At 61.3% G+C, this 21981-nt stretch carries 16 protein-coding genes and 2 pseudogenes; 7 read left to right on the top strand and 11 right to left on the bottom strand.

What is annotated here, in order from left to right:
• Positions 1–75 precede the first annotated feature (75 nt).
• Positions 76–2120, bottom strand: a pseudogene (locus tag ACRESH_RS02175) (AsmA family protein).
• A 327-nt stretch (positions 2121–2447) separates the two neighbouring features.
• Here ACRESH_RS02175 and ACRESH_RS02170 point away from each other — a divergent pair.
• The 3 genes and pseudogenes from ACRESH_RS02170 to ACRESH_RS02160 all read left to right on the top strand — a co-directional run.
• Positions 2448–2759, top strand: a pseudogene (locus ACRESH_RS02170) (hypothetical protein); the annotation flags it as partial.
• Positions 2760–2896: 137 nt separating this feature from the next.
• Positions 2897–3526: a TetR family transcriptional regulator gene (locus tag ACRESH_RS02165; protein WP_431740385.1), complete on the top strand. Its 630-nt coding sequence runs from the start codon at positions 2897–2899 to the stop codon at positions 3524–3526.
• A gap of 57 nt (positions 3527–3583) precedes the next feature.
• Complete coding sequence (locus ACRESH_RS02160; RefSeq protein WP_431740384.1) at positions 3584–4693, top strand: AGE family epimerase/isomerase; 1110 nt, start codon at positions 3584–3586, stop codon at positions 4691–4693.
• 33 nt (positions 4694–4726) lie between these two features.
• Here the strand turns inward: ACRESH_RS02160 and ACRESH_RS02155 are convergent, their stop codons facing one another.
• Positions 4727–5494, bottom strand: coding sequence for an SDR family oxidoreductase (locus ACRESH_RS02155; protein WP_431740383.1), 768 nt, complete (start codon positions 5492–5494; stop codon positions 4727–4729).
• 39 nt (positions 5495–5533) lie between these two features.
• On the opposite strand from ACRESH_RS02155, the gene ACRESH_RS02150 reads away from it, so the two are divergent.
• The gene (locus tag ACRESH_RS02150) at positions 5534–5803 is read left to right on the top strand and encodes a hypothetical protein (protein WP_431740382.1); all 270 of its coding nucleotides are present in this window, start codon (positions 5534–5536) and stop codon (positions 5801–5803) included.
• A gap of 365 nt (positions 5804–6168) precedes the next feature.
• On the opposite strand, the gene ACRESH_RS02145 is transcribed toward ACRESH_RS02150, so the two are convergent.
• From ACRESH_RS02145 to ACRESH_RS02125, 5 genes are all read right to left on the bottom strand, one after another.
• Complete coding sequence (locus tag ACRESH_RS02145) at positions 6169–6885, bottom strand: ABC transporter ATP-binding protein (RefSeq protein ID WP_431740381.1); 717 nt, start codon at positions 6883–6885, stop codon at positions 6169–6171.
• Positions 6882–7757 carry an ABC transporter ATP-binding protein gene (locus tag ACRESH_RS02140; protein ID WP_431740380.1) on the bottom strand — a complete coding sequence of 292 codons (876 nt, stop codon included), beginning with the start codon at positions 7755–7757 and terminating at the stop codon, positions 6882–6884. Before ACRESH_RS02140 ends, ACRESH_RS02145 begins: the two co-directional genes overlap by 4 nt.
• Entirely contained in the window at positions 7754–9037 is a 1284-nt protein-coding gene (gene livM, locus ACRESH_RS02135) for a high-affinity branched-chain amino acid ABC transporter permease LivM (RefSeq protein ID WP_431740379.1), read from the bottom strand. Before livM ends, ACRESH_RS02140 begins: the two co-directional genes overlap by 4 nt.
• A 2-nt stretch (positions 9038–9039) precedes the next feature.
• Positions 9040–9954, bottom strand: coding sequence for an ABC transporter permease subunit (locus ACRESH_RS02130; RefSeq protein ID WP_043863513.1), 915 nt, complete (start codon positions 9952–9954; stop codon positions 9040–9042).
• A gap of 159 nt (positions 9955–10113) precedes the next feature.
• On the bottom strand, positions 10114–11250 hold the full coding sequence (locus tag ACRESH_RS02125; protein WP_431740378.1) for an ABC transporter substrate-binding protein: 1137 nt from the start codon (positions 11248–11250) through the stop codon (positions 10114–10116).
• Positions 11251–11719: 469 nt separating this feature from the next.
• Here ACRESH_RS02125 and pncB point away from each other — a divergent pair, with 469 nt between their 5' ends.
• Together pncB and nadE are read left to right on the top strand one after the other, a co-directional pair.
• On the top strand, positions 11720–12922 hold the full coding sequence (gene pncB, locus ACRESH_RS02120) for a nicotinate phosphoribosyltransferase (RefSeq protein WP_431740377.1): 1203 nt from the start codon (positions 11720–11722) through the stop codon (positions 12920–12922).
• A gap of 3 nt (positions 12923–12925) precedes the next feature.
• On the top strand, positions 12926–13753 hold the full coding sequence (nadE, locus tag ACRESH_RS02115; protein ID WP_431740376.1) for an ammonia-dependent NAD(+) synthetase: 828 nt from the start codon (positions 12926–12928) through the stop codon (positions 13751–13753).
• A 75-nt stretch (positions 13754–13828) separates the two neighbouring features.
• On the opposite strand, the gene azu is transcribed toward nadE, so the two are convergent.
• On the bottom strand, positions 13829–14275 hold the full coding sequence (gene azu, locus ACRESH_RS02110; RefSeq protein WP_431740375.1) for an azurin: 447 nt from the start codon (positions 14273–14275) through the stop codon (positions 13829–13831).
• Positions 14276–14624: 349 nt separating this feature from the next.
• Between azu and ACRESH_RS02105 the strand changes: the two genes are divergently transcribed.
• Positions 14625–15212, top strand: a complete 588-nt coding sequence (locus ACRESH_RS02105) for a TIGR00730 family Rossman fold protein (protein ID WP_431740374.1) — start codon at positions 14625–14627, stop codon at positions 15210–15212.
• Here the strand turns inward: ACRESH_RS02105 and ACRESH_RS02100 are convergent.
• The 3 genes from ACRESH_RS02100 to ACRESH_RS02090 are packed head-to-tail and all read right to left on the bottom strand — an operon-like array spanning position 15209 to position 21921.
• Positions 15209–16111 carry a transglutaminase family protein gene (locus ACRESH_RS02100; protein WP_431740373.1) on the bottom strand — a complete coding sequence of 301 codons (903 nt, stop codon included), beginning with the start codon at positions 16109–16111 and terminating at the stop codon, positions 15209–15211. The genes ACRESH_RS02105 and ACRESH_RS02100 overlap by 4 nt on opposite strands.
• Positions 16111–18597 carry a circularly permuted type 2 ATP-grasp protein gene (locus tag ACRESH_RS02095; protein ID WP_431740372.1) on the bottom strand — a complete coding sequence of 829 codons (2487 nt, stop codon included), beginning with the start codon at positions 18595–18597 and terminating at the stop codon, positions 16111–16113. Before ACRESH_RS02095 ends, ACRESH_RS02100 begins: the two co-directional genes overlap by 1 nt.
• Positions 18598–18636: 39 nt before the next feature.
• Positions 18637–21921, bottom strand: a complete 3285-nt coding sequence (locus ACRESH_RS02090; protein ID WP_431740371.1) for a DUF2126 domain-containing protein — start codon at positions 21919–21921, stop codon at positions 18637–18639.
• Positions 21922–21981 lie beyond the last annotated feature (60 nt).

Genomic DNA, 21981 nt, shown 5'->3' with positions numbered 1-21981 from the left:
CACCCTACAGGCACTTCGATAGCAATCGCAATCGAACGCCCGGTGCTCGCCGCGGCGCCTGCACCCGCGATGCTTTTAACCGGCCTTCATCGCCCGCGGCGCCTTCCCGGCCTTCATCTGCTCCAGCAACGGCGTGCACTGATTCGGCACATCGCCCCCAGGCGCAACCAACGCCAGCAGTCCCGCAGCGGGGCCGATCACCACCCCCAGCGCAACCATCCCCGAACCACGCAAGGCCAGCGGCACCGCCTGCACGCCGGCGCTGGGTTTGGCAAAAGGACCACGCACGTATAACGGCGAACGCAGCGAGAACAGACGCAAGCCCTTGGACTCGGGGTTGATCTTCAAATCCAGCTGCTCACTGGCGAAGTTGGCCGTGCCATTGATGTGGATGATCGCGTTCTCGGTGTCGAAAACAAACAGGCGGGTCGTCGCCAAGCCATCCTTGATAGCGAAATCGGCAGCAGCGCAGTTGATCTTCACTTCCTTGTCACCGAACAGCTGGCCCACCACATAATTGCCCACGTTCAGCCCGGCGACTTCCATCAAGCCACGACTGATGGCGCCATCGTTGATCAGCATCTTCAGCTCGCCATTGGCGGTGGCCAGCAAGGCTGCCAGCGAGTTGCCCCGGCCGCTGAGGTCGGCGTCGCCATTGATTTGACCAAAACTGGTTTTCATCGGTTCGAAGGTCGGGAACAGCTGCTTGAGCTTGAAACCCCGTGCGCTGAGCTGGGCCCGGCCTTGCAACGGCAGCGTGCGTCCATCCAGGCGCACCTGGGCATCAAGCTTGCCGCCCGCCACGCCAAAACGCAGCGGCGCCAGGCGCAGCACACCATCGTCGAGGACGAAATGGCTGGAAAGGTCGGTGAACGGCAACGCCTGGCTGTGCACGATACGCTTGCCGCTGAAGGTCACGTCGGCGTCCATGGTCCGCCAGCGCTCGGTGCGAAATGCCTCGACCGGCAGCACCTTGCCTGCCGGTTGTTTGCTGGCGCCACCCCGGGCTTTCTGTTCGGCATTGGAATCGGCACCGATCAACGGTGCGAGGTCTTTGAACAACAGCTGATTGGAAACCAGGTTGCCGCTGAGTTTAGGCCGCGGCTGGCTGGAGACGAAGGTCAAGTCGCCATGGATATCACTGTCGCCGATCTTGCCGTTGAAGCCCTGGTAGCGAAACACTGCGCCACCGGGCTCATGCAGCTTGGCCTGCAGGTGGCCGTCGGTGGAATACGCCGGCGAATCCGGCAAGGTCACACCAGTAAGTGGATACAGGTTGCCCAGGCTCGCGCCCGACAGGCGCAGGTCGAGGGCGCCCAGGTTGCGCGGGTCGCTCAGGGTGCCGGCCAGGGCGATGCGGGTGTCGGCGATCTGTATGTCAGCCTGCAGTGGAAACGGCTGGTTCGCATCCTGCAGCGCCAGCAGGCCGCCGATCTTGCCGTTGCCGGAAAGCGCCTGGCCCTTGTAGCGCCCCTTGACCTGGAGGCCGAAGGCATAGTCCTGGGCCGCACCGGCTTTCTGCGCCGAGGCCTTGCCGACGATATCGCTGAACGGTATCGGCTTGCCCAGCAGGTCGATCACTACATCGAGACGGGTTTCCAGGGTCTGGTCATCAAGACTGACCTGGCCCTTGTCGAAACCGATGGCGCCGATATCCAGCACCCATTTGGAAGGTTCGGCCTGCTCATCCTTGGGAGCGAAATCGAAGCTCCAGTTGGCCCGGCCATCGGCCAGGCGCTTGAGGCTGGCAGTGGGCTGGTCCAGGTCGATGCGCGGGATGACGATCTGCTGGAACAGCAGCGGCAGCGAAACTCGACGCGCTTGAGACCTACCATCTGCGGCTCCTTGAGCCAGTCCGGGTTGCCCAGGGTCAGGTCTTCGGCGATGAAATGCGGCCAGGGCATCCAAGCCCTCCAGCCCCCCTGCTCCGGCTCGCGCTGCCAAGCCACCGCGAGATTGCCATTGATTGCGAAGGGACGCTGCAGCGCTTCGGAAACCTTGGCATTGAGGGTCGGCTTGACCCGGTTCCAATCGAACGTCGCGATGACGATTGCCAGTAATATCACGGCCAGCAGCAGGCTGGCGAGGGTCCAGCTGAGGATTCTGACGGGACGCGTCATTGCTTGGTTCTCCTGACGCCTATAAGGCAGAAATGGGCGTTTTGATGGCACTTAGTTATCGGACTGATGAAAACCCGAGGGGTTTAATTGACGATGATATTTCTGCAGTTATTTCCCGGTTTCCCATCATTACGCGCAGGGATCGACCACCCTGCCTGCGCCCGACCGCGGCCTTTGCACCCCCTGTAAGCATTGGCCTAGAGCCTTCGCGGCAAAACATCAATTCCATCGATTGTCACCATTATCTTTATGAACTTTTATCTGGCGCCCCCAAGCGTAGCATTGGCCCTGTACCCACTTTCCAGCCCCGCCAAGGAGCACCGAACCATGAAACGCCAATTGCTGCTGAGCCTGTCCCTGTCCATCCTGGCCGCCAATGCCTTCGCCATTCCGGCCAGCGAACAAAGCCTTACCGCCGAGTCCCGCTCCAGTTCCACGGTAATTTCACAACCGCTGAACACCCTGGCCGAAGGCGGCTCTGACCGTCTGCTGGAACGCAACCGTGTAGCCGAAGGCGGCTCGGATCGTCTGCTGGAACGCAACCGCATCGCCGAAGGTGGCGCTGATCGTCTGAAAGAGCGCTATCAGGTCGCCGAAGGTGGTTCTGATCGCCTGATCGAAAAAAATCAACGTGCGAGCTGATGCCTATGCCAGACAACAAGAGATACCAACGCTGTAGCAGTTCCCCTCCCAGCCCGGTCAGTCGACCGGGCTTTGTTTTTCCAGGCGCAGGCTATTAGAGTGCAGGGCTGTTTCACTGCCAGCCGATACTCGCCATGCTGCCGCGCGCCGAACAAAAGCAACAGACCCGCCAAGCCCTGCTGGATGCCGCCCGCCACTTGATGGAAAGTGGTCGAGGCTTCGGCAGCATCAGCCTGCGCGAAGTAAGCAAAAGCGCCGGTATCGTGCCAACGGGTTTCTATCGCCACTTTTCCGATATGGACCAGCTCGGCCTGGCCCTGGTCAATGAAGTCGGCGAAACCTTTCGTCAGACCATTCGCCTGGTCCGCCATAATGAATTCGAACTCGGCGGCATTACCGATGCCTCGGTGCGTATCTTCCTCGACGTGGTCGCGGCCAATCGAGCGCAGTTCCTGTTCCTCGCGCGCGAGCAATATGGTGGCTCGCAGCCGGTACGTCAGGCGATCGCGACCCTGCGCCAGGGCATCAGCTCGGACCTCGCCACCGACCTTGAGCGCATGCCGCGCTGGCAGCACCTGGATAACGCCGCCCTCTCAGTGATAGCCGACCTGGTGGTGAAAACCGTGTTCGCCACCCTGCCGGAACTGATCGACGAGCCCGCTGACGACGTCGGGCAAACACTGAGCGCCCAGGACAAGATCACCCAGCAATTGCGCTTCATCTTCGTCGGCGCCAAGCATTGGCAGGGGCTCAGCACCCTGTAGCAGCGCCGTTTCCTGCTACCATGCGCGCAAACGCACCGATCGCGACGATTCTTTTCCATGCCCGACCTTCGTACCGCCCAGCCTGAACTGCCTGCCCTGCTTGAACAGGTGCAGACGCACTTTACCCAGCGCATCGTGCCGCTCTGGCAAGGTCCGGGCTGGAATGCAGAGATGGCCCTGCCTTTCGAAGCGCTTGATGCGCAGCAGCAGCCTCTGCCCGTGCAACGCTACCGGGCCATGGCCTGTGCCCGTCAGCTGTATCTGTTCAGCAGCCGTATCGAGCAACCTGGCGCCCGTGAACGCGCATCGGCGCTGTTCCGCTCGCTGCAACGGCACTTCCACGATGCCGAGCACGGTGGCTGGTTCTACAGTATCGATGCCCAGGGCAAACCGTTGGATCGGCGCAAGGATCTCTACACCCACGCCTTCATCATCTTTGCCTGCGCCCACTACTGGGGGCAGGTTCGCGAGCAGTTGGTCGAGTCCACCCTCAATGCGGCACTGAGCGTGGTCGCCGAACGTTTCGGCCGGGATGACGGGCTGTATGAAGCCAGCCTGGATGAAGACTGGTCGGACTTGGGCAGCGGCCCTTTACAGAACCCACTGATGCACCTGGCCGAAGCGTTCCTTGCGACGCTGGCAGTACGTGACGATGAACACGTGCAAAGCGCCCTGTTGGCGCTGGCCAATGCCATGCAACAACACTTCATCGATCCCGGCCACGGGGTGATGCTGGAAAAACCGCGCGGTGCTGTGGATAACTGGTTCGAACCGGGCCACCAGTTCGAATGGTTCTACCTGCTTGAGTCTTCAGCGCTGCTGCGCGGCAGCGAGTTGCACGCGTCCCTCGACCGCGCGTTCGCCTATGCCGAGCAATGCGGGGTGAAAGGCACTGCAGCATTGGCCATGCTCAGCCCCGACGGCCAGGTCCGCGATGCTACCCAGCGCATCTGGGCTCAGGCCGAGTACTTGCGCGCCCTGGCCTTGCGCCCCGGCAGTGCCGACAAGGTCTGCACCCAACTACAGGCGCTGCAACGGGATTTCCTGCATGCCGATGGCTGGTACGAGTGCCGTGACGCCAGTGGCGCGGTCAGCCGCAGCGATATGCCGTCGACCACGCCCTATCATCTGGCGACCTGCCTGGAAGGTCTGCAGCGCCAGATCTGACGTCAATCGCCGGCAAGCGCGGCGATGAGGGCCTCAGGCCTTACCGGAACGATCGATCGAAAACCCGGCCCACGCCTGGCTCACCGGCATCAGCTCAATGCTGTTGATGTTGATATGCGCCGGCTGGTTCATGATCCAGAAGATGGTCTCGGCAATATCCTGCGGCTGGATCGCTTCGGCGCCAGCATAAGTAGCGTCGTAACGCGCCTGGTCACCGCCGAAGCGCACCAGGGAAAACTCGCTTTCGCACAATCCCGGCTCGATGTTGCTGACACGCACACCGGTGCCTTGCAGGTCACAGCGCAGGCTCAAGGAGAACTGCCCGACAAAGGCCTTGGTGCCGCCATACACATGGCTGCCCGGATACGGATAGTTACCCGCCACGGACCCCACGTTGAGGATGGTCGCGCCGCGACCATAGGCGATCAGCCGTGGCAACAACAGGCGGGTGCTGTACATCAAACCCTTGATGTTGGTGTCGACCATGGTGTCCCAATCATCCAGGTCGCACTTGGGTGCCGGGTCGGCGCCCAGGGCCAGACCCGCGTTGTTGATCAGCCCACGCAACGTGGCGAACGACGGCGGCAGGTTGGCAATCGCCGCTTCCATGGCCTTGCGGTCACGCACGTCGAGCACCAGGCCGTGCACTTCGGTCTGTTTCGACAACTCTGCGCATAGCGCGTCCAGACGCTCCTGACGGCGACCGGTCAGCACCAGCGACCAGCCAGCCTCGGCGAATCGACGAGCACAGGCTTCGCCGAAGCCAGAGGTCGCGCCAGTGATGAATACGGTGGAAGTCATCGGGTACTCCTTGCAAGGTCGAGATCACGGATCAGCAGAATGCCCGCCGACAACCTTGCCAGCAAGCGCACATGCACTGTACAAAAAACAAGCAAACACGCCAACGCCTTGATCCATAAGGGCTGGAACAAGCTTTGCTCACCTTATCCACAGGCTCTTGCACAAAGTCTGGGGGCAACTCCCGGCCCCTCGGATCGGGCCTGGCGCTCGGATTGGCAAGTATTTTCCTTGACCACAAGCCTGCTGTTTGAGCTCAAGCCTCTCTGGCTTACGGTTGAAGTATTTCCAATGATGGCCCAAGGCCTATGAAGACGGTGCTTGCAGCGTTCTTTCCAATGCTTGCCCACAGACTTATCCACAGACTTAAACCTGGATTTCAAGGCCGGTTGCGCTGGCTACAAAAGACTTGACAAGAGCCTGTAAAAATCTTTCCTGAACACTTGATCAAAAAACAACCATACAACTGAAAGCCTTGTAATCAAAGGCTTTCAGCAAGATGCCACCAAGTTACCCACAGCCGCGTCCACACCAATGGTGGACAACTCAAAAGCTCAGAAAAACATCTGCTTGCAGCGACTTTATGTCGCGCCAGAAAGGAAGTGCTCGCAAGGTTTTCCACAAAGCTCTGGACAAAAAAACGCCCTGCAATGCAGGGCGTTTTTTGCCAGCTCGAATCAGTGCCCGCCAAGATAGGCGTTACGCACCTCCTCGTTGACCAACAGCTCCTGCCCGGTGCCAGTCAGACGGATCTGTCCGTTGACCATCACGTAGGCACGGTCCGAGAGCTTGAGCGCGTGGTTGGCGTTCTGCTCCACCAGAAAGATCGTCATGCCGGTCTTGGCCAGTTCACGCAGGGTAGCGAAGATCTGCTTGACCACAATCGGCGCCAACCCCAGGGATGGCTCGTCGAGCAGCAACAGTTTGGGCCGGCTCATCAGCGCCCGGGCGATGGCGAGCATTTGCTGCTCACCACCCGACATGGTCATGGCGCGCTGATTGCGCCGCTCCTTGAGCCGCGGGAACAGGTCGAACATGCGCTGCATGTCCTCACCGGCAAATTTGTCGCCAATGGGGATGGTGCCCATCATCAGGTTTTCTTCCACTGACATGTCGGGGAATACCCGACGCCCTTCCGGCGACTGAGCAATACCGTTGGAGGCGATGTAGTGGGAGGACTTGTGGGTGATGTCAGTGCCGCGATAGACAATCTGCCCGCTCGCCGCCCGCGGCTGACCGAAGATCGACATCAGCAGGGTCGACTTGCCGGCCCCGTTGGAGCCGATCAGGCTCACCGTCTCACCTTCATTGATGTGCATCGAGACTTTCTTCAGGGCCTGGATCGGCCCGTAGAACACATCCAGGTCCTTGAGTTCGAGAATGGGTGCAGTCATACCAGCTCCTCTTCGTCGGCACCCAGGTAGGCGGCGATCACCGTCGGGTTGTTGCGAATATCCTGTGGCGCGCCTTCGGCAATCACATTGCCGTGGTCCAGGACCACGATGTGGTCGGAGATGCTCATGACCATGCCCATGTCGTGCTCGATCAGCACCACGGTGATGTCGTGCTCGTCACGCAGCACGCGGATCATCTTGCTCAGGGCTTCGGTTTCCTGCGGGTTGAGGCCTGCCGCCGGCTCATCCAGGCAGATGATCTGTGGCCGGGTGCACATGGCCCGGGCAATCTCCAGGCGGCGTTGCTGGCCGTAGGACAACTCACCAGCCAGACGGTTGGCACAGTCGACCAGGTCGACCACTTCCAGCCAGTAGAAGGCATGATCCAGGGCATCGCTCTCTGCCTTGCGGTACGCCTTGGTGTTCAGCACGCCCGACAGCAGATTGCGGTTGACCCACATGTGCTGGGCCACCAGCAGGTTCTCCACCACCGACATTTCCCGGAACAGGCGGATGTTCTGGAAGGTCCGCGCCAGGCCCGCGCGGTTGACCAGGTGGGTACCGCCGAACATCTTGTAGTGCAAGCGGCTGATGAAGCGCTTAGGCGAGACAAAATCGCCCAGCCGAAAGCGTTCGCCAAGCAGCTGGATCACATTGGTGCGGGTACCGCGCATGTTCAGTTCGATCTTGCCGCCACTGGCCTTGTAGAAGCCGGTCAGGCAGTTGAATACGGTGGTCTTGCCCGCGCCGTTAGGGCCGATCAGGGCGAAGATGGAGTTGCGCTTGACCTTGAGGCTGACATCGCTGAGCGCCTTGATCCCGCCAAACTGCATCATCAGGTTATCGACCGAGAGAATCACGTCATCGCTCATGGCGCTACTCCTTTACGCGGAACGACACCGGTACGGCTGATGCGAATCAGCCCGCGCGGTCGCCAGATCATCATCAACACCATGAGCACGCCGAACAGCAGTACCCGGTACTCAGAGAAGCTGCGCAGTAGCTCCGGGGCCACGGTCAGGACGAACGCGGCGATCACCACACCGACGGTCGACCCCATGCCGCCGAGCACCACGATGGCCAGGATCAGCGCCGACTCGAAGAAGGTGAACGAGGACGGGTTGACGAAGCCCTGGTAGCTGGCAAAGAACACCCCGGCAAGGCCGGCGGTGGAAGCGCCGATGGTGAAGGCCGAGAGTTTTACCAGGACGTGGTTCAGGCCCATGGAACGGCAGGCGATTTCGTCTTCACGCAGCGCTTCCCAAGCGCGGCCGACCGGCATACGGGTCAAGCGGTGCTTGATGTACAGCACCGCCAGCACCACGAGGAACAATACAATGTAGATGAACAGGAATTTCAGGTTGGGGTTGTAGTCGATGCCGAAAAACTCGTGGAACGGTACCCCACCATCCTTGGCCCGGCGCCCGAACTCCAGGCCCATGAAGGTCGGCGAAGGCACCGGCATGCCGTTCGGGCCGCCGGTGAACGACAGCCAGTTGTTGAGTATCAGCCGAATGATTTCACCGAAGCCCAGGGTCACGATGGCCAGGTAGTCGCCGTGCATCCGTAGTACCGGGAAGCCCAATATGCACCCGGCCAACGCCGCGGCGATGGCCGCCAGTGGCAGTACGGTCCAGAAGCCCAGGCCCAGGTACTGGTAGCCCAGCGCCAGGCCATAGGCACCGATGGCATAGAAGGCCACGTAGCCAAGGTCAAGCAGGCCGGCCAGCCCCACCACGATGTTCAGGCCGAGCCCCAGCAGCACATAGATCAGGCCGAGGATAACCACGGTCAGCAGGTACTTGTTGGCAAAGAACGGGAAGACAATGGCAATCACGATCAGCGCCGGAATGATCCAGCGCAGCCGCGACTTGTAGTCCGGTGCCAGCACATGCACACCAGAGCCGCTGCCCTCGAAACCTTGCAGAATCGACTGGCCCTTGGGGGTCTGCAGGAACAGGCTGAGGAGGAAACGCCCGGCCATCACCCCGGCCACCAGCCAGGCCACGCGGGTAGGTTCCATATTGAAGCTGTAGCCGTCGAGCACCACGCCGACGATGGGACCAAAAACGATCAGGGAAATCAGCCCGGCGAGAATCGCGTCAATCAGGCTGCGCTTGATATCAAATGCAGTGGTATTGGCAGCAGACATACTTACACCTTCGCCACGAGTGGGCGACCCAACAGGCCTTGAGGACGGAAGATCAGAATCAGTACCAGCAGGGAGAAACTGAACACGTCTTTGTAGTCGGAGTTGATCAACCCGGAGAACAGCGACTCGGAGATACCGAGGATGATCCCGCCGAGCATGGCGCCCGGCAACGAGCCGATGCCGCCCAGTACCGCTGCGGTGAAGGCCTTGATGCCGATGATGAAGCCGGCATAGAAGTCGAAGGTGCCGTAGTTCATGGTGATCAGTACGCCCGCCAGGGCGGCCATTACCGCACCGATAACGAACACGTAAGAGATCACCCGGTCAGTGTTGATGCCGAGGATCGAAGCCATCTTGCGATCCTGTTGGGTCGCACGGCACATGCGTCCCAGCTTGGTGAACTTGATGATGTAGGTCAGCGCGGCCATGCCGACGAAAGCGGCAACCAGGATAAAGATCTTGGTATAGGTCAGTTGGACGAAACCGGTGCCCACTTCCAGGCGCCAGGCGCCTTCGAGCAGGGTCGGTACGCCTTGCTGGCGCGCACCCTGGCTGATCTGCGCGTAGTTCTGCAGGATCAGCGAAATGCCGATGGCACTGATCAAAGGGGCCAGGCGGGTGGAGTTACGCAAGGGTTTGTAGGCGATGCGTTCGATGGTCCAGCCATAAACGCCCGTCACCACGACGGTGAAGATCAGCGTCCCGAGCATCAGCAGCGGGAAGGATTCGATACCGAAGTACGCCAGCAATGCCAGACTGATCGCCGCCAGGTAAGCGGAGATCATATACACCTCGCCGTGCGCGAAGTTGATCATGCCGATAATGCCATAGACCATTGTGTAGCCGATGGCGATCAGACCATAGACAGACCCCAGGGTCAGCCCATTGATCAGTTGCTGCAGAAAAATACCATCCATAACGCAATCTCACGTATTTGAGATTGCACAGCGCCGACTACGGTGAGCCCCGGATGAAGCGGCCCTCGCAGCGCAGGGTTGTGCAGATCTACGAGAAAAGACAGGTACGGCGCAAAACCGGGTAGCGACCCGGGCACAGGCCCGGGCCGGCTACCGTTGTTAGTTTTGTTTTTCCAGTTGGTGATACTTGCCGTCCTTGTCCCACTGGTAGACCACGTAGTCAGAGACTTTCAGGTCGCCCTTGCTGTCCCAGGTCTTCTCACCCATCACGGTTTTCACCGGATTGGCCTTGAGCCACTTGGCGGCGTCCTCGCCTTTGTTCGACTTGGCGCCGTTGAAGCCTGCGGCCAGGGCCTGAAGCGATGCATAGGCGTACAGGGTGTAGCCCTCAGGTTCATAGCCGGTCTTGCGGAAGGCATCCACTACCGCCTTGCTGTCAGGCAGCAGGCGTGGGTCGGCGCCGAAGGTCATGTACACGCCATCGACGTACTGTGCGCCACCGGCGGTGGTGACCAGCTCGTCCGTGACGATGCCGTCATCGGACATGAACTTGACGTCTTTGAGGCCCTGCTCACGCATCTGCCGAACCAGCGGACCCGCTTCCGGGTGCAAACCACCGAAGTAAACGACATCAGCGTCAGCGGCGCGGATCTTGGTGACCACAGCGCTGAAGTCCTTCTCGCCACGAGTCAGGCCCTCATACAGCACCGGGGTCACGCCGCGCTTGACCAGTTGCGCTTTGGTCGCATCCGCCAGGCCCTGACCGTAGGTGTCCTTGTCGTGCAGGACCACGACTTTCTTGCCCTTGAGCACGTCGACGATGTAATCGCCGGCGACGATGCCCTGCTGGTCGTCACGCCCGCACATGCGGAACATGGCGCTCAGGCCGCGCTCGGTAACCTTTGGGTTGGTCGAGCCCGGGGTGATGGAGATCACCCCGGCTTCGTCATAGACCTCGGAAGCGGGGATGGTATTGGACGAGCAGAAGTGCCCGACCACACCGGCGACTTTGTCCTGGTCGACCAGACGGTTGGCTACGGCTACGGCCTGCTTCGGTTCACAGGCATCGTCACCTGCTACCAGAACAATCTTTTCGCCGTTGACACCGCCCGCGGCGTTGATGGCATCCGCCGCCGCCTGTGCACCTTTCATGTACTGCTCGCCAAACGCTGCGCTGGGACCGGTCATCGGGCCCGCTACACCGATCTTGATGTCGGCCTGAACATACGAAGAAACACCCAGCGCCGTAGCTACGGCAAGGGCCAGAAAGCCTTTCTTGTAAAACGTCTGCGACATGAGGTGGTGCTCCTTGGAGTTTTTTTGGTTGGCACTACAACTTTCAGCAATTGCTCTGAGCAAGGGCCGTGCCATTGGATTTTTATTCTGGAAAAACGCGTGAAGAAGTTACCGGGGCCTGGGCCGCGTCCTTTTTTTACTGGCTGTGCAACCGTCTGCCTCAAGCCAAGCGCCACCGCATCAGGAGAAAAAGAGCAACCACCCAGTGCCATCATTGCAACCCCGACAAGTGTTTACGTGCAACCAGCCTGTAACAGGATGCGTAACCGAACTGCACATCCTTGGTGCGCGACTGCTACAGCGGGCACCATTACAAGCTAGCCGCTGAACCGGAAAAGCGCTGCTACCTGTAGGCTGCTACCGATGTACCCGAGACATGCCTGCCCACCTGCGGAAAAAGGCTGGCACAATGGCAAGGTCTGTGCGTCGTTGCTGGCTGTTGATGGCGTGCGCCCCTACGGAGCCCCTTATGAGCGAGAGCGCCTTCACTGATCGCATCGTGCAGAACCTGCTTGACACTGACTTCTACAAGTTGAGCATGATGCAGGCGGTGCTGCACAACTACCCCAACATCGACGTTGAATGGGAGTTTCGCTGCCGCAATGGCGAAGACCTGCGCCCCTATCTGGCGCAGATACGTGAACAGATCGACAAGCTGTGCGAACTGAGCCTGGCCAATGGCCAACTGGGTTTTCTCGAACAGATCAGCTTCATAAAGCCGGATTTCCTGCGTTTTCTCGGCCTGTTTCGCTTCAATTTGCGCTACCTGCAATTGGGCATCGAAAACGATCAGCTGTACCTGCGTCTACGCGGCCCGTGGCTGCACGTGATCCTCTTCGAAGTGCCGCTGCTGGCAATCATCAGCGAAGTACGCAATCGCCAGCGTTACCCCCAGGTCAAGCTCAGCGAAGCCCGCGACCAGCTCTACCGCAAGTTCGACTGGCTCAAGGCCCATGCCAGCAGCGATGAGCTGGCCGAGTTGCAGGTAGCCGACTTCGGTACCCGCCGACGCTTCTCCTACAAGGTCCAGGAAGAAGTAGTGCGAGTACTCAAGGAGGATTTCCCGGCGCGCTTCGTCGGCAGCAGCAACGTGCACCTGGCACGAAAACTGGATATCAAGCCCTTGGGCACCATGGCCCACGAGTGGATCATGGCCCATCAGCAACTGGGCCCAAGGCTGATCGACAGCCAGATCGCCGCCCTCGACTGCTGGGTCCGCGAGTACCGCGGCCTGCTCGGCATCGCCCTGACCGACTGCATCACCATGGATGCGTTCCTCGGCGATTTCGACCTGTTCTTCGCCAAGCTGTTCGACGGCCTGCGCCATGACTCGGGCGACCCGGTGCGCTGGGCGGAAAAGGCCATCGCCCACTACCGCAAGCTGGGCATTGACCCGATGACCAAGACCCTGGTGTTCTCCGACGGCCTGAACCTGACCAAGTCACTGGAGATCTTCCGGGCCCTGCGCGGTCGGATCAACGTCAGCTTCGGCATTGGCACCAACCTGACCTGTGACATTCCCGGGGTGGCGCCGATGAACATCGTGCTTAAAATGACCGACTGCAACGGCCAGCCTGTCGCCAAGATTTCCGACGAGGCCGCCAAGACCCAATGCCGCGACGACAACTTCGTCGCCTATCTGCGCCACGTGTTCAAAGTGCCCAAGGAGTAATTCATGCAAGCCGTCCAGCGAGAGATTGCGCAAGCGCTCAAGGTCCAGCCGCCCTTCGCCGACCGCGCCGCGCTCGATGCCGAAGTGATCCGGCGCGTGGCGTTCATCAAGCAGTGCCTGAGCAACGCCCGGTTGAAAACCCTGGTGCTGGGCATCAGTGGTGGCGTCGATTCGCTGACCGCTGCCCTGCTGGCACAACGGGCGATCAATGAGCTGCGCAGCGAAACCGGTGACCCGGCTTATTGCTTCATCGCCGTGCGCTTGCCCTACCACGTCCAACAGGATGAGCACGACGCCCAGGCCTGCCTGGACGTGATCAGGCCGGACGAGCTGCACACGGTGAACATTGCTCCGGCTGTGCAGGCGCTGGCCAAAGAGGTGCAAGCACTGGAGAACGGCCAGCCGGCAATGGTCGACTTCGTGGTGGGCAACATCAAGGCGCGCATGCGCATGGTCGCGCAATACACCATCGCCGGTGCCCGCCAGGGCCTGGTGATCGGCACCGACCACGCCGCTGAGGCGGTGATGGGCTTCTTTACCAAATTCGGCGATGGCTCCTGCGACCTGGCGCCCTTGAGCGGGCTGGTGAAAAATCAGGTACGGGCAATCGCGCGCAGCTTTGGCGCCCCGGAGTCACTGGTGGAGAAAGTGCCGACGGCGGACCTGGAAGACATGGCACCGGGCAAGCCGGACGAAGCGTCACATGGCGTGACCTACGCGCAGATTGATGCTTTCCTGCACGGCGAGCCGGTCAGCGAGGAAGCGTTCGAGATTATCAAAGGCACTTACGAGAAGACCCAGCACAAGCGCGAGATGCCGTTCGCGCCCTGAAAAGCATCGCGGGCAAGCCCGCTCCCACAGGCTGTGTGTGGGGGCGCGCTTGCCCCGCGATTTACAGACGACACATTACTTCAGGGTAATGGTGCCTTTCATCATCGAGATGTGTCCTGGGAACGAGCAGAAGAAGCCGTACTTCTCGTCAGCCTTGAGCTTGGAAACATCAAAGGTCACTGAGTCGCTTTCCTTGGCACCGATCACTTTGGTGTGAGCGATAACGCGGGCATCGCCTTCTTTCAGATAGCTCTTGTCGATGCCTGCGCTCAGGCCGTCGGTAGCGATCGGCTGCATGTCAGCTTCCTTGCTGATCACCAGGTTGTGGCCCATGACGTTCTTCGGCAAGGAGCCTGAGTGAGTCAGTTCAACGGTGAAGGTCTTGCAGCTCTTGTCGATTTCGATGGCCTTGGTGTTGAAGGACATCTGGTCGGTGGAGTCGACCGTGACCTTGCACTCAGCGGCAAATACTTGAGTGCTGGCGAGGGTCAGCAAGGATACGGCTACAACTTTGGCAAACATCGTGAATCTCCTTGGCAGGGTTTTGATCAGTTTGCAGACTGCCTGAATCCCTTCAGCCCTTCCCTGATATGGATCAAGGGGCTGGCCAAGGGCCAGGCAGTAGAATTGTTCTATCGATTGTATACATGCAATCAAAGTGCACATCATGCGCCATTACTGGACGATGAGACAACCTCTCATTCAGGAGCAAAAATCATGTCCCTTGGTAGCTTGATGAACAGCCTGCTGGCCGCCTATGCCTGCGGTGCCACCGGCGTCACCTGCGAATTCTCCCGTCCGTAATGAATCCAGCCTTGGAAGCGGCAGGCATGCGCCTTACTCTGTGTGCGCTTGTAACCGGAGAGAAGCAATGCCAGTACGTTCCGTTTGTGTGTTCTGTGGCGCCAGCACCGGCGTCAACCCGGCCTACCGGGAAGCGGCCATCGCCCTCGGCCAGACCATCGCCCAGCGCGGCCTGACCCTGGTGTATGGCGGCGGTGCAGTTGGCTTGATGGGCGTCGTTGCCGACGCGGCCATGGCCGCTGGTGGTGAAGTGATCGGGATCATTCCCCAAGCGCTGAAAGATGCCGAAGTCGGCCACAGCGGTCTGACCCGCCTGGAAATCGTCGATGGCATGCACGCGCGCAAAGCGCGCATGGCCGAACTGAGCGACGCTTTCGTTGCCCTGCCCGGCGGCTTGGGTACCCTGGAAGAATTGTTCGAAGTCTGGACCTGGGGCCAACTGGGCTACCACGCCAAACCGCTAGGCCTGCTCGACGTCAATGGTTTCTACAGCAAGCTGGGCAGCTTCCTCGACCACGTAGTGGAAGAAGGCTTCGTACGCCCACAGCACCGCGCCATGCTGCAATTGGCCGATGCACCGGCCGAGCTGCTGGATGCCATGGACAGTTTCCAGGCACCGGTAGCCCCCAAGTGGGTCGACAAAAAGCCTGACTAATACGGCCCGTCCTCCAGCGGCGTGACCGTGACCTGCACCTGCGGGTCATGAGTGCCGCCGCCAAGGATCACCCCGCGCAACGGCGACACATCGGAAAAATCCCGGCCCCAGGCCAGGGTGATGTGCTCCAGTGCCGGAAGCAGGTTGTTGGTGGGATCGAAATCGACCCAGCCCTGAGTCGGACAGAACACCGAGACCCAGGCATGCGAGGCGTCAGCCCCCACCAGTCGAGGTTGTCCAGGCGGCGGGCGGGTCAGCAGATAGCCACTGACGTAACGCGCCGCCAGTCCGCGGGAGCGCAGGCAGGCGAGCATCAGGTGGGCGAAGTCCTGACAGACGCCGCGACGGCGCTCAAGCACCTCCACCAACGGCGTGGCGACCTGGGTCGCCTCGGCATCGAAGGTGAACTCGGCGAAGATCTTTTCCATTAACGCCTGGGCGCCTGCCAGCATCGGCTGCCCTGGCGCAAAGCACGACGCGCTGAATGCCACGAAGCGCTGCTTGAGGCGCACATAGGGCGATTCGAAACGGTAGTGACAGGCTTCCAGATGCTCGCCCGACAGGGGCTGACTGGCATAGGTCAGGGCATCACGTACCTGCTCCCAGGCGGGTGAGGCGCTGAACTGCGGTTCGCCGCGGGGCAATACCTCGATCTGCACGCGCGCCACTACCCGCAACTGCTCATGCTGGCGCTCGAAGGCCAGGCGGGTGAGCGGATTACCGAACACATCCCATTCATCACGCCGCTGCGTCGGTGCCGGACTGACCTGTAAATCCTGCGCCGTACACCGTTGCCAGGCACAGGGTCGCGGCCACAGATGCGCCAGTTGCTGGGCCAGGGATACCGGGCTGTCGTAACGATAATGGGTGTCATGGATGACCTGGTAGTGAGCGCTCATCAGACCGATACCGTTTGCTGAGTGACATCGTCGACATGCGCGAAATGCCGCAGCGCCAGACGCTCGGACATCTCACCGCTGGCCACGGCGATAGCGCGCAACAGATCGGCCAGGCCGGTCAGCACCGCATGTACGCTGGCACTGCCGAATAGCGAGTCCTCCAGGCTGCGCAAATCAAAATACTTGAGTTGCTCGGCCAACAACGCCAGGCCAGGATCTGCGCCGCTGGCGAATTCATCACACAAGCGCCGATAGGCACGTACCAGCAGATTGAGCTGGAACAGCACCGCATGAGGATTTTGTTCATCGAGCAGCAACAAATCGAGCACCGGAATCAACTGTGCCACCGCCAGGTAGCGCGAACGGTAAGTGATGCTACTGTTGCCCAGCTCCAGCAGCCACTCAAGCCCGGCCTGATCGAACACCGCAGGTCCGCGAAGGAAGGCCGCCATGCTGCTGCACAGTGATTGCAGACGCTCGATTCGCCGGCCGATCATCAAAAAGCGCCAGCCCTCGTCGCGGGTCATGTCGTCCAGGGCAAAGCCGGACAACGCCGCCATGGACATCACCAGGCGATTGAGAAAGTCCACCTGCTCACCAAAGTCCGCAGCGTCATCATCCAGGCTCTGGGCTTCGTGCTGTAACTCCACCAGTGCCTGCCAGTTCTCCCGCGAGAGCTTGCCGCGCACTTGCGAAGCCGCCCACTGCAAGCGCTGCAAGTTGGCTTTGAGGCTGAAAGCCCAGTCGCTATCGACCAGGGCGGTACGTAAGCGCTCGGGCAACGTGCCCTCTTCCGGCAGCAACGAGAGCTCATCGGCCAAGGTCACAGCCGCCTGCAGGGCCAAGGGGTCATCGCCATCCAGATAACGGGTGAGGATGATCCGCAGCAAACGGGCGCTGGCATCGCAGCGTTCGCAATAGCGCCCGAACCAGAACAGGTTCTCCACCACCCGCGATGGCAGGTAAGGGTCCTGGCGGATCAGGCCTGCTACCCCTAGCGTGCGCTGGGCGCGCCACTGCTCGCCGATGGGCGCTGTCTCGCCCAGCACCCAGGTGTCCTTGCTGGCGCCTCCTCGCTGCATCGACACCACTTCGGCGTCGGCCAGCGCGGCAACCCGGGTCAGACCGCCGGGCAGCACCCGGTAACCCTCAGGCGATGCCACCGCATATACCCGCATGCCGATGGCCCGCGACTGCAACTGCCCCTGCTCCTGCTGCCATACCGGCGCCTGGGACAATTGCGCCAACGCCTGGGCGACATAGGCATAGGGACGCGCCTGAATCCGTTCGGCCAGCGCCTGGCGCTGAGCGCTGGTCAGATCGCGGCCGAACACTGGAGTGAAGCTCTGCGAAGGAAACGCCGGCTTGACCAGCAACTGCGGCAACTGCTCCAGCGCCCTCGCCATCACCGCTGGCTCGCCGCACCACCAGGTGGCAATTGATGGCAGACTGAGGTCTTCGCCGAACAGGCGCTGGTTGATGGCCGGCAGAAAACCCAGCAGCCCGGGCGACTCCAGTACACCGCTGCCCAGAGCATTGGCCACCAGCACGCGGCCCTGGCGCACCGCGTCAAGCAACCCGGGCACGCCCAGGGCCGAATCGGTGCGCAGTTCCAGCGGGTCGCAGAAGTCATCATCCAGGCGGCGCATGATCGCGTGGACCCGGCGCAGGCCGCTGAGGGTCTTGAGGTACACCGTGGCATCGCGCACGGTCAGGTCACTGCCCTCCACCAGGGGATAACCCAGCTGACGCGCCAGGTACAGGTGTTCGAAATAGCTCTCGTTGAAACGTCCCGGCGTCAGCAGGACCACCAGCGGCGCCTCTTTCTCACTGGGTGCCAGACGCACCAGGGTCTGCTGCAAGGTCCGGAAGAAACCCGCCAGATGCTGCACCTGCAGGTCCCGGTACAACTCGGGCAAAGCCCGGGAAACGATGGTGCGGTTCTCCAGGGCATAGCCGGCACCGGAAGGCGCCTGAGTACGGTCGGCGGTCACCCACCAGCGACCGTCCGGCGCCCGTGCCAGGTCCACCGCATACATATGCAGGAACGTCCCTTGGGGCGGGCGGATGCCCTGGCAGGGCCAGAGGAAATTGTTATGCCCATAGACCAGCTCGGCGGGCAGCAAACCTTCACTGATCAGCTGTTGCGGCCCGTAGATATCCGCCAGCAGCGCATTGAGCAGGCGTGCTCGCTGGGCGACGCCGGTAGCCAGCTGTTGCCACTCGGCTGCGGGCAACAGTTGTGGTAGCAGGTCGAGTTCCCAGGGGCGGTCGGCGCCCTTGGGGTCGGCATAGACGTTGTAGGTGACGCCGTTTTCCTGCAACTGCCGGGTCAGAGAGGCCTGGCGTTGGGCCAACTGCGCCGGACCGCTGCGCTGCAGGTAGTCACACAGCGGCTGCCAATGGCCGCGAACCTTGCCTTGGGCTTCGAGCATTTCGTGATAAGTCCCCGGCTGCAGCGGGTAGACATCTAACAAGTCAGGCATGGCAATGCTCGAAGGCGGCAAGTCGTTTCAGAGTAGCGCTCAGTGGCGGCGCAGATCCAGGGTAAAGGGGAACTCCGGATCAACCTGTACGGCTGGCACCGGCAAGCTGCCCGGGCTGTGCCCAAGGCGGAAGAACCGTGCCTGGCGCCGGCTCTGGGCTTCATTGGCATTGACCGGCTGGGTTTCATAATTGCGCCCGCCCGGGTGCGCCACGTGATACTGGCAACCGCCCAGCGAGCGCCCCATCCAGGTATCGAGCAGATCGAAGACCAGCGGCGTGTGTACCGGGATGGTCGGCTGCAGGCAGTTGGCCGGTTGCCAGGCGCGATAACGCACGGCGGCGACGAATTCACCGACTCGCCCGGTGGCCTGCAACGGCACGGCAACGCCGTTACAGGTCAGCCGATAGCGCTCGCCACTCATACCACTGACCTTGACCTGCAGGCGTTCCAGAGACGAATCCACATAGCGTACGTTGCCACCACCACTGCCCTCCTCGCCCAGCACATGCCAGGGCTCCAGGGCCTGGCGCAGCTCAAGCGCGATGCCATTGACCGCGTAATCGCCGACCTTGGGAAAACGGAACTCCATATGCGCGGCGAACCATTCGGCACGTAGTGGGTAACCGGCGGCATTGAGCTCGACCAGCACATCGGCAAAGTCCTGCTCGATGAAATGCGCCAGCATGAAACGATCGTGAAGCTCAGTGCCCCAACGGGTTAACCGAACCGGCGCATAGGGCTCGCGCCAGAAGCGCGCCACCAGTGCCCGCAGCAACAGCTGCTGAACCAGGCTCATGCGCGCATGCGGCGGCATCTCGAACGCCCGCAGCTCCAGCAGGCCCAGACGTCCGGCAGGACCATCGGGCGAATACAACTTGTCGATGCAGAATTCGGCGCGATGGGTGTTGCCGGTCACGTCGATCAGCAGGTTGCGCAGTAAGCGGTCCACCAGCCACGGTGCGCACGGTTCACCGGGCTCGGGCATCTGGGCGAAGGCGATTTCCAGTTCGTGCAAGGCGTCATTGCGCGCTTCATCGACCCGTGGCGCCTGGGAAGTCGGCCCGATAAACAGGCCGGAAAACAGGTAGGACAATGATGGATGGTTGTGCCAATAGCTGATCAGGCTACGCAACAAGTCCGGTCGACGCAGAAAAGGTGAGTCCGCCGGGGTGGCGCCGCCGAGCACAAAGTGATTGCCGCCACCGGTCCCGGTGTGGCGCCCGTCGATCATGAATTTCTCGCTGACCAGTCGCGTCTGGCGGGCCTGTTCATAGAGAAACTTGGTGCGTTCGACCAACTCGTCCCAACTGGTCGACGGCTGCACATTGACCTCGATCACCCCTGGATCCGGGGTCACCTTGAAGTTAAGCAGCCGCGAGTCGGCGGGCGGTTCGTAGCCTTCGAGGATTACCGGGCAATTGAGTTCGGTTGCGCTAGCCTCGATCACAGCCACCAGCTCAAGGTAGTCCTCCAGCCGCGACAGCGGTGGCATGAACAGGTACAAGCGCCCCTCCCGCGCTTCGGCACACAAGGCTGTACGGGTCAGCCAGTCGGCGGAGGCATCGACCTTCGGTGCCGGCCGCTCCTGCTCATCCACAACATGAGAGGCGCTCGCAACTGCCAGTGCATCGCGATCAGGCAAGTCCCCTTGAAGCTGGTTGGGGTCCGCCGGATGTACATAGGGGTACTCCGCGGCGCTGACCCAGGGTTGTGCCGCCAGGGGCAAACGGTAACCCAGTGGCGAGTCACCCGGCACCAGCCGGCAATGTTGCTCGCGCAGGTACCAGCGGCCACTCTGCCAGCGTTGCTCATCGGCGCTTCGCGCCAGCGGCAGTACTTGGCCGATGACCTTGTCCAGGCCCTGGCCGAACACCTTGCGCAGGCGCGCACGCTCCATCTCGTCCTCTAGCCGCGCATCGTCGGCGCGGACATTGGACGGCAGACCGCCTTCACGCCACAAGTAATACAAAGCATCTTCGTAGGCGGGAAACACATAGCGTGTGGGCAGTTTCAGACGCTCGGCAATGCTGGCCAGGAAGCGCCCGGCCAACTGGCTGTCGGCGCCATAGTCTTCCTGCTCTTGGGCAATCAGCGCCGGATTGCTCCACACCGGTTCGCCGTCACGGCGCCAGAAGCAGTTCAGTGACCAGCGTGGCAGTTGCTCGCCCGGATACCACTTGCCCTGGCCAAAGTGCACCAGCCCTTTGGGTGCATAGTGCTTGTACAGGCGCAGGAACAACTCGTTGGCCAGGCGGCGCTTGTTCGGTCCCAGGGCCGCCGTGTTCCTCTCGGCGCCATCGGGGTCCTCAAGGGCCACAAATGTCGGCTCTCCACCCATGGTCAGGCGCACATCCGCGGCCTTCAGATCGGTATCGACCTGACGCCCGAGGGCGACGATTGCCAGCCATTGCTCATCACTGTAGGGCAGCGTCACCCGGGGTGACTCCCACAGCCGTTCCACACCCATCTCATGGGCGAAGGTACAGTCGCAGGGTTCGACCAGGCCGCTGATCGGCGCCGCCGAGGTCGGATCGGGGCTACAGGCCAATGGGATATGCCCTTCACCGGCAAACAGCCCGGAAGTAGCATCCAGGCCGATCCAGCCCGCGCCGGGCAGGTACACCTCACACCAGGCGTGCAGGTCGGTGAAATCCTCTTCGGTGCCGCAGGGCCCATCGAGGGCTTTGACGTCGGCGGTTAGTTGAATCAGGTATCCGGAGACGAAGCGTGCGGCCAGCCCCAGGTGGCGCAATAGCTGCACCAGTAACCAGGCCGAGTCGCGGCAGGAACCGGAGCCAAGTTCCAGGGTCTGTTCCGGCGTCTGTACACCGGGTTCGAGGCGGATCAGGTAGCTGATGTCCTGGCTCACGCGCTGGTTCAGGGCGACCAGAAAATCGACGCTGGGTTGTGGGCTGCGATCGATGCTCTGCAAGTAAGCGGCGAAGGCTGGCGTCAGCGGTAGTTGCTCCAGGTAGGGCATCAGCTCGTGGCGCTCGTCCTTGGCATAGCTGAAGGGAATTGCTTCGGCATAAGGCTCAAGAAAGAAATCGAACGGGTTGAACACCGCCATCTCGGCAACCAGGTCCACCTCTACCCGCAGCGTGTCGGTCTTCTCCGGAAACACCAGGCGTGCCAGGTAGTTGCCTTGGGGATCTTGCTGCCAATTGATGAAATGCCCGTCCGGCTGCACTTTCAACGCATAGGAGAGAATCCGTGTGCGGCTGTGAGGCGCCGGACGCAGGCGGACGATCTGTGGACCCAGCTCGACAGCACGGTCGTAGCGGTAATCGGTAACGTGGTGCAAGGCGACATGGATCGACACGGCGGGCCTCCTGCGAGCCTGGGCGGTAGTGGAACCGCGCAAGACTTGTGCCATGGGCCC

The organism is Pseudomonas sp. (assembly GCF_050739775.1).
Lineage (GTDB): Bacteria > Pseudomonadota > Gammaproteobacteria > Pseudomonadales > Pseudomonadaceae > Aquipseudomonas.
This window is presented reverse-complemented; position numbering and strand designations above follow the sequence as displayed.

Bases quoted from the DNA above. Each gene is read 5' to 3' on its own strand.
- ACRESH_RS02165 (WP_431740385.1), top strand. From the start codon at position 2,897: ATGCTGCCGCGCGCCGAACAAAAGCAACAGACCCGCCAAGCCCTGCTG.
- ACRESH_RS02160 (WP_431740384.1), top strand. From the start codon at position 3,584: ATGCCCGACCTTCGTACCGCCCAGCCTGAACTGCCTGCCCTGCTTGAA.
- ACRESH_RS02155 (WP_431740383.1), bottom strand. From the start codon at position 5,494: ATGACTTCCACCGTATTCATCACTGGCGCGACCTCTGGCTTCGGCGAA.
- ACRESH_RS02150 (WP_431740382.1), top strand. From the start codon at position 5,534: ATGCCCGCCGACAACCTTGCCAGCAAGCGCACATGCACTGTACAAAAA.
- ACRESH_RS02145 (WP_431740381.1), bottom strand. From the start codon at position 6,885: ATGACTGCACCCATTCTCGAACTCAAGGACCTGGATGTGTTCTACGGG.
- ACRESH_RS02140 (WP_431740380.1), bottom strand. From the start codon at position 7,757: ATGAGCGATGACGTGATTCTCTCGGTCGATAACCTGATGATGCAGTTT.
- livM (WP_431740379.1), bottom strand. From the start codon at position 9,037: ATGTCTGCTGCCAATACCACTGCATTTGATATCAAGCGCAGCCTGATT.
- ACRESH_RS02130 (WP_043863513.1), bottom strand. From the start codon at position 9,954: ATGGATGGTATTTTTCTGCAGCAACTGATCAATGGGCTGACCCTGGGG.
- ACRESH_RS02125 (WP_431740378.1), bottom strand. From the start codon at position 11,250: ATGTCGCAGACGTTTTACAAGAAAGGCTTTCTGGCCCTTGCCGTAGCT.
- pncB (WP_431740377.1), top strand. From the start codon at position 11,720: ATGAGCGAGAGCGCCTTCACTGATCGCATCGTGCAGAACCTGCTTGAC.
- nadE (WP_431740376.1), top strand. From the start codon at position 12,926: ATGCAAGCCGTCCAGCGAGAGATTGCGCAAGCGCTCAAGGTCCAGCCG.
- azu (WP_431740375.1), bottom strand. From the start codon at position 14,275: ATGTTTGCCAAAGTTGTAGCCGTATCCTTGCTGACCCTCGCCAGCACT.
- ACRESH_RS02105 (WP_431740374.1), top strand. From the start codon at position 14,625: ATGCCAGTACGTTCCGTTTGTGTGTTCTGTGGCGCCAGCACCGGCGTC.
- ACRESH_RS02100 (WP_431740373.1), bottom strand. From the start codon at position 16,111: ATGAGCGCTCACTACCAGGTCATCCATGACACCCATTATCGTTACGAC.
- ACRESH_RS02095 (WP_431740372.1), bottom strand. From the start codon at position 18,597: ATGCCTGACTTGTTAGATGTCTACCCGCTGCAGCCGGGGACTTATCAC.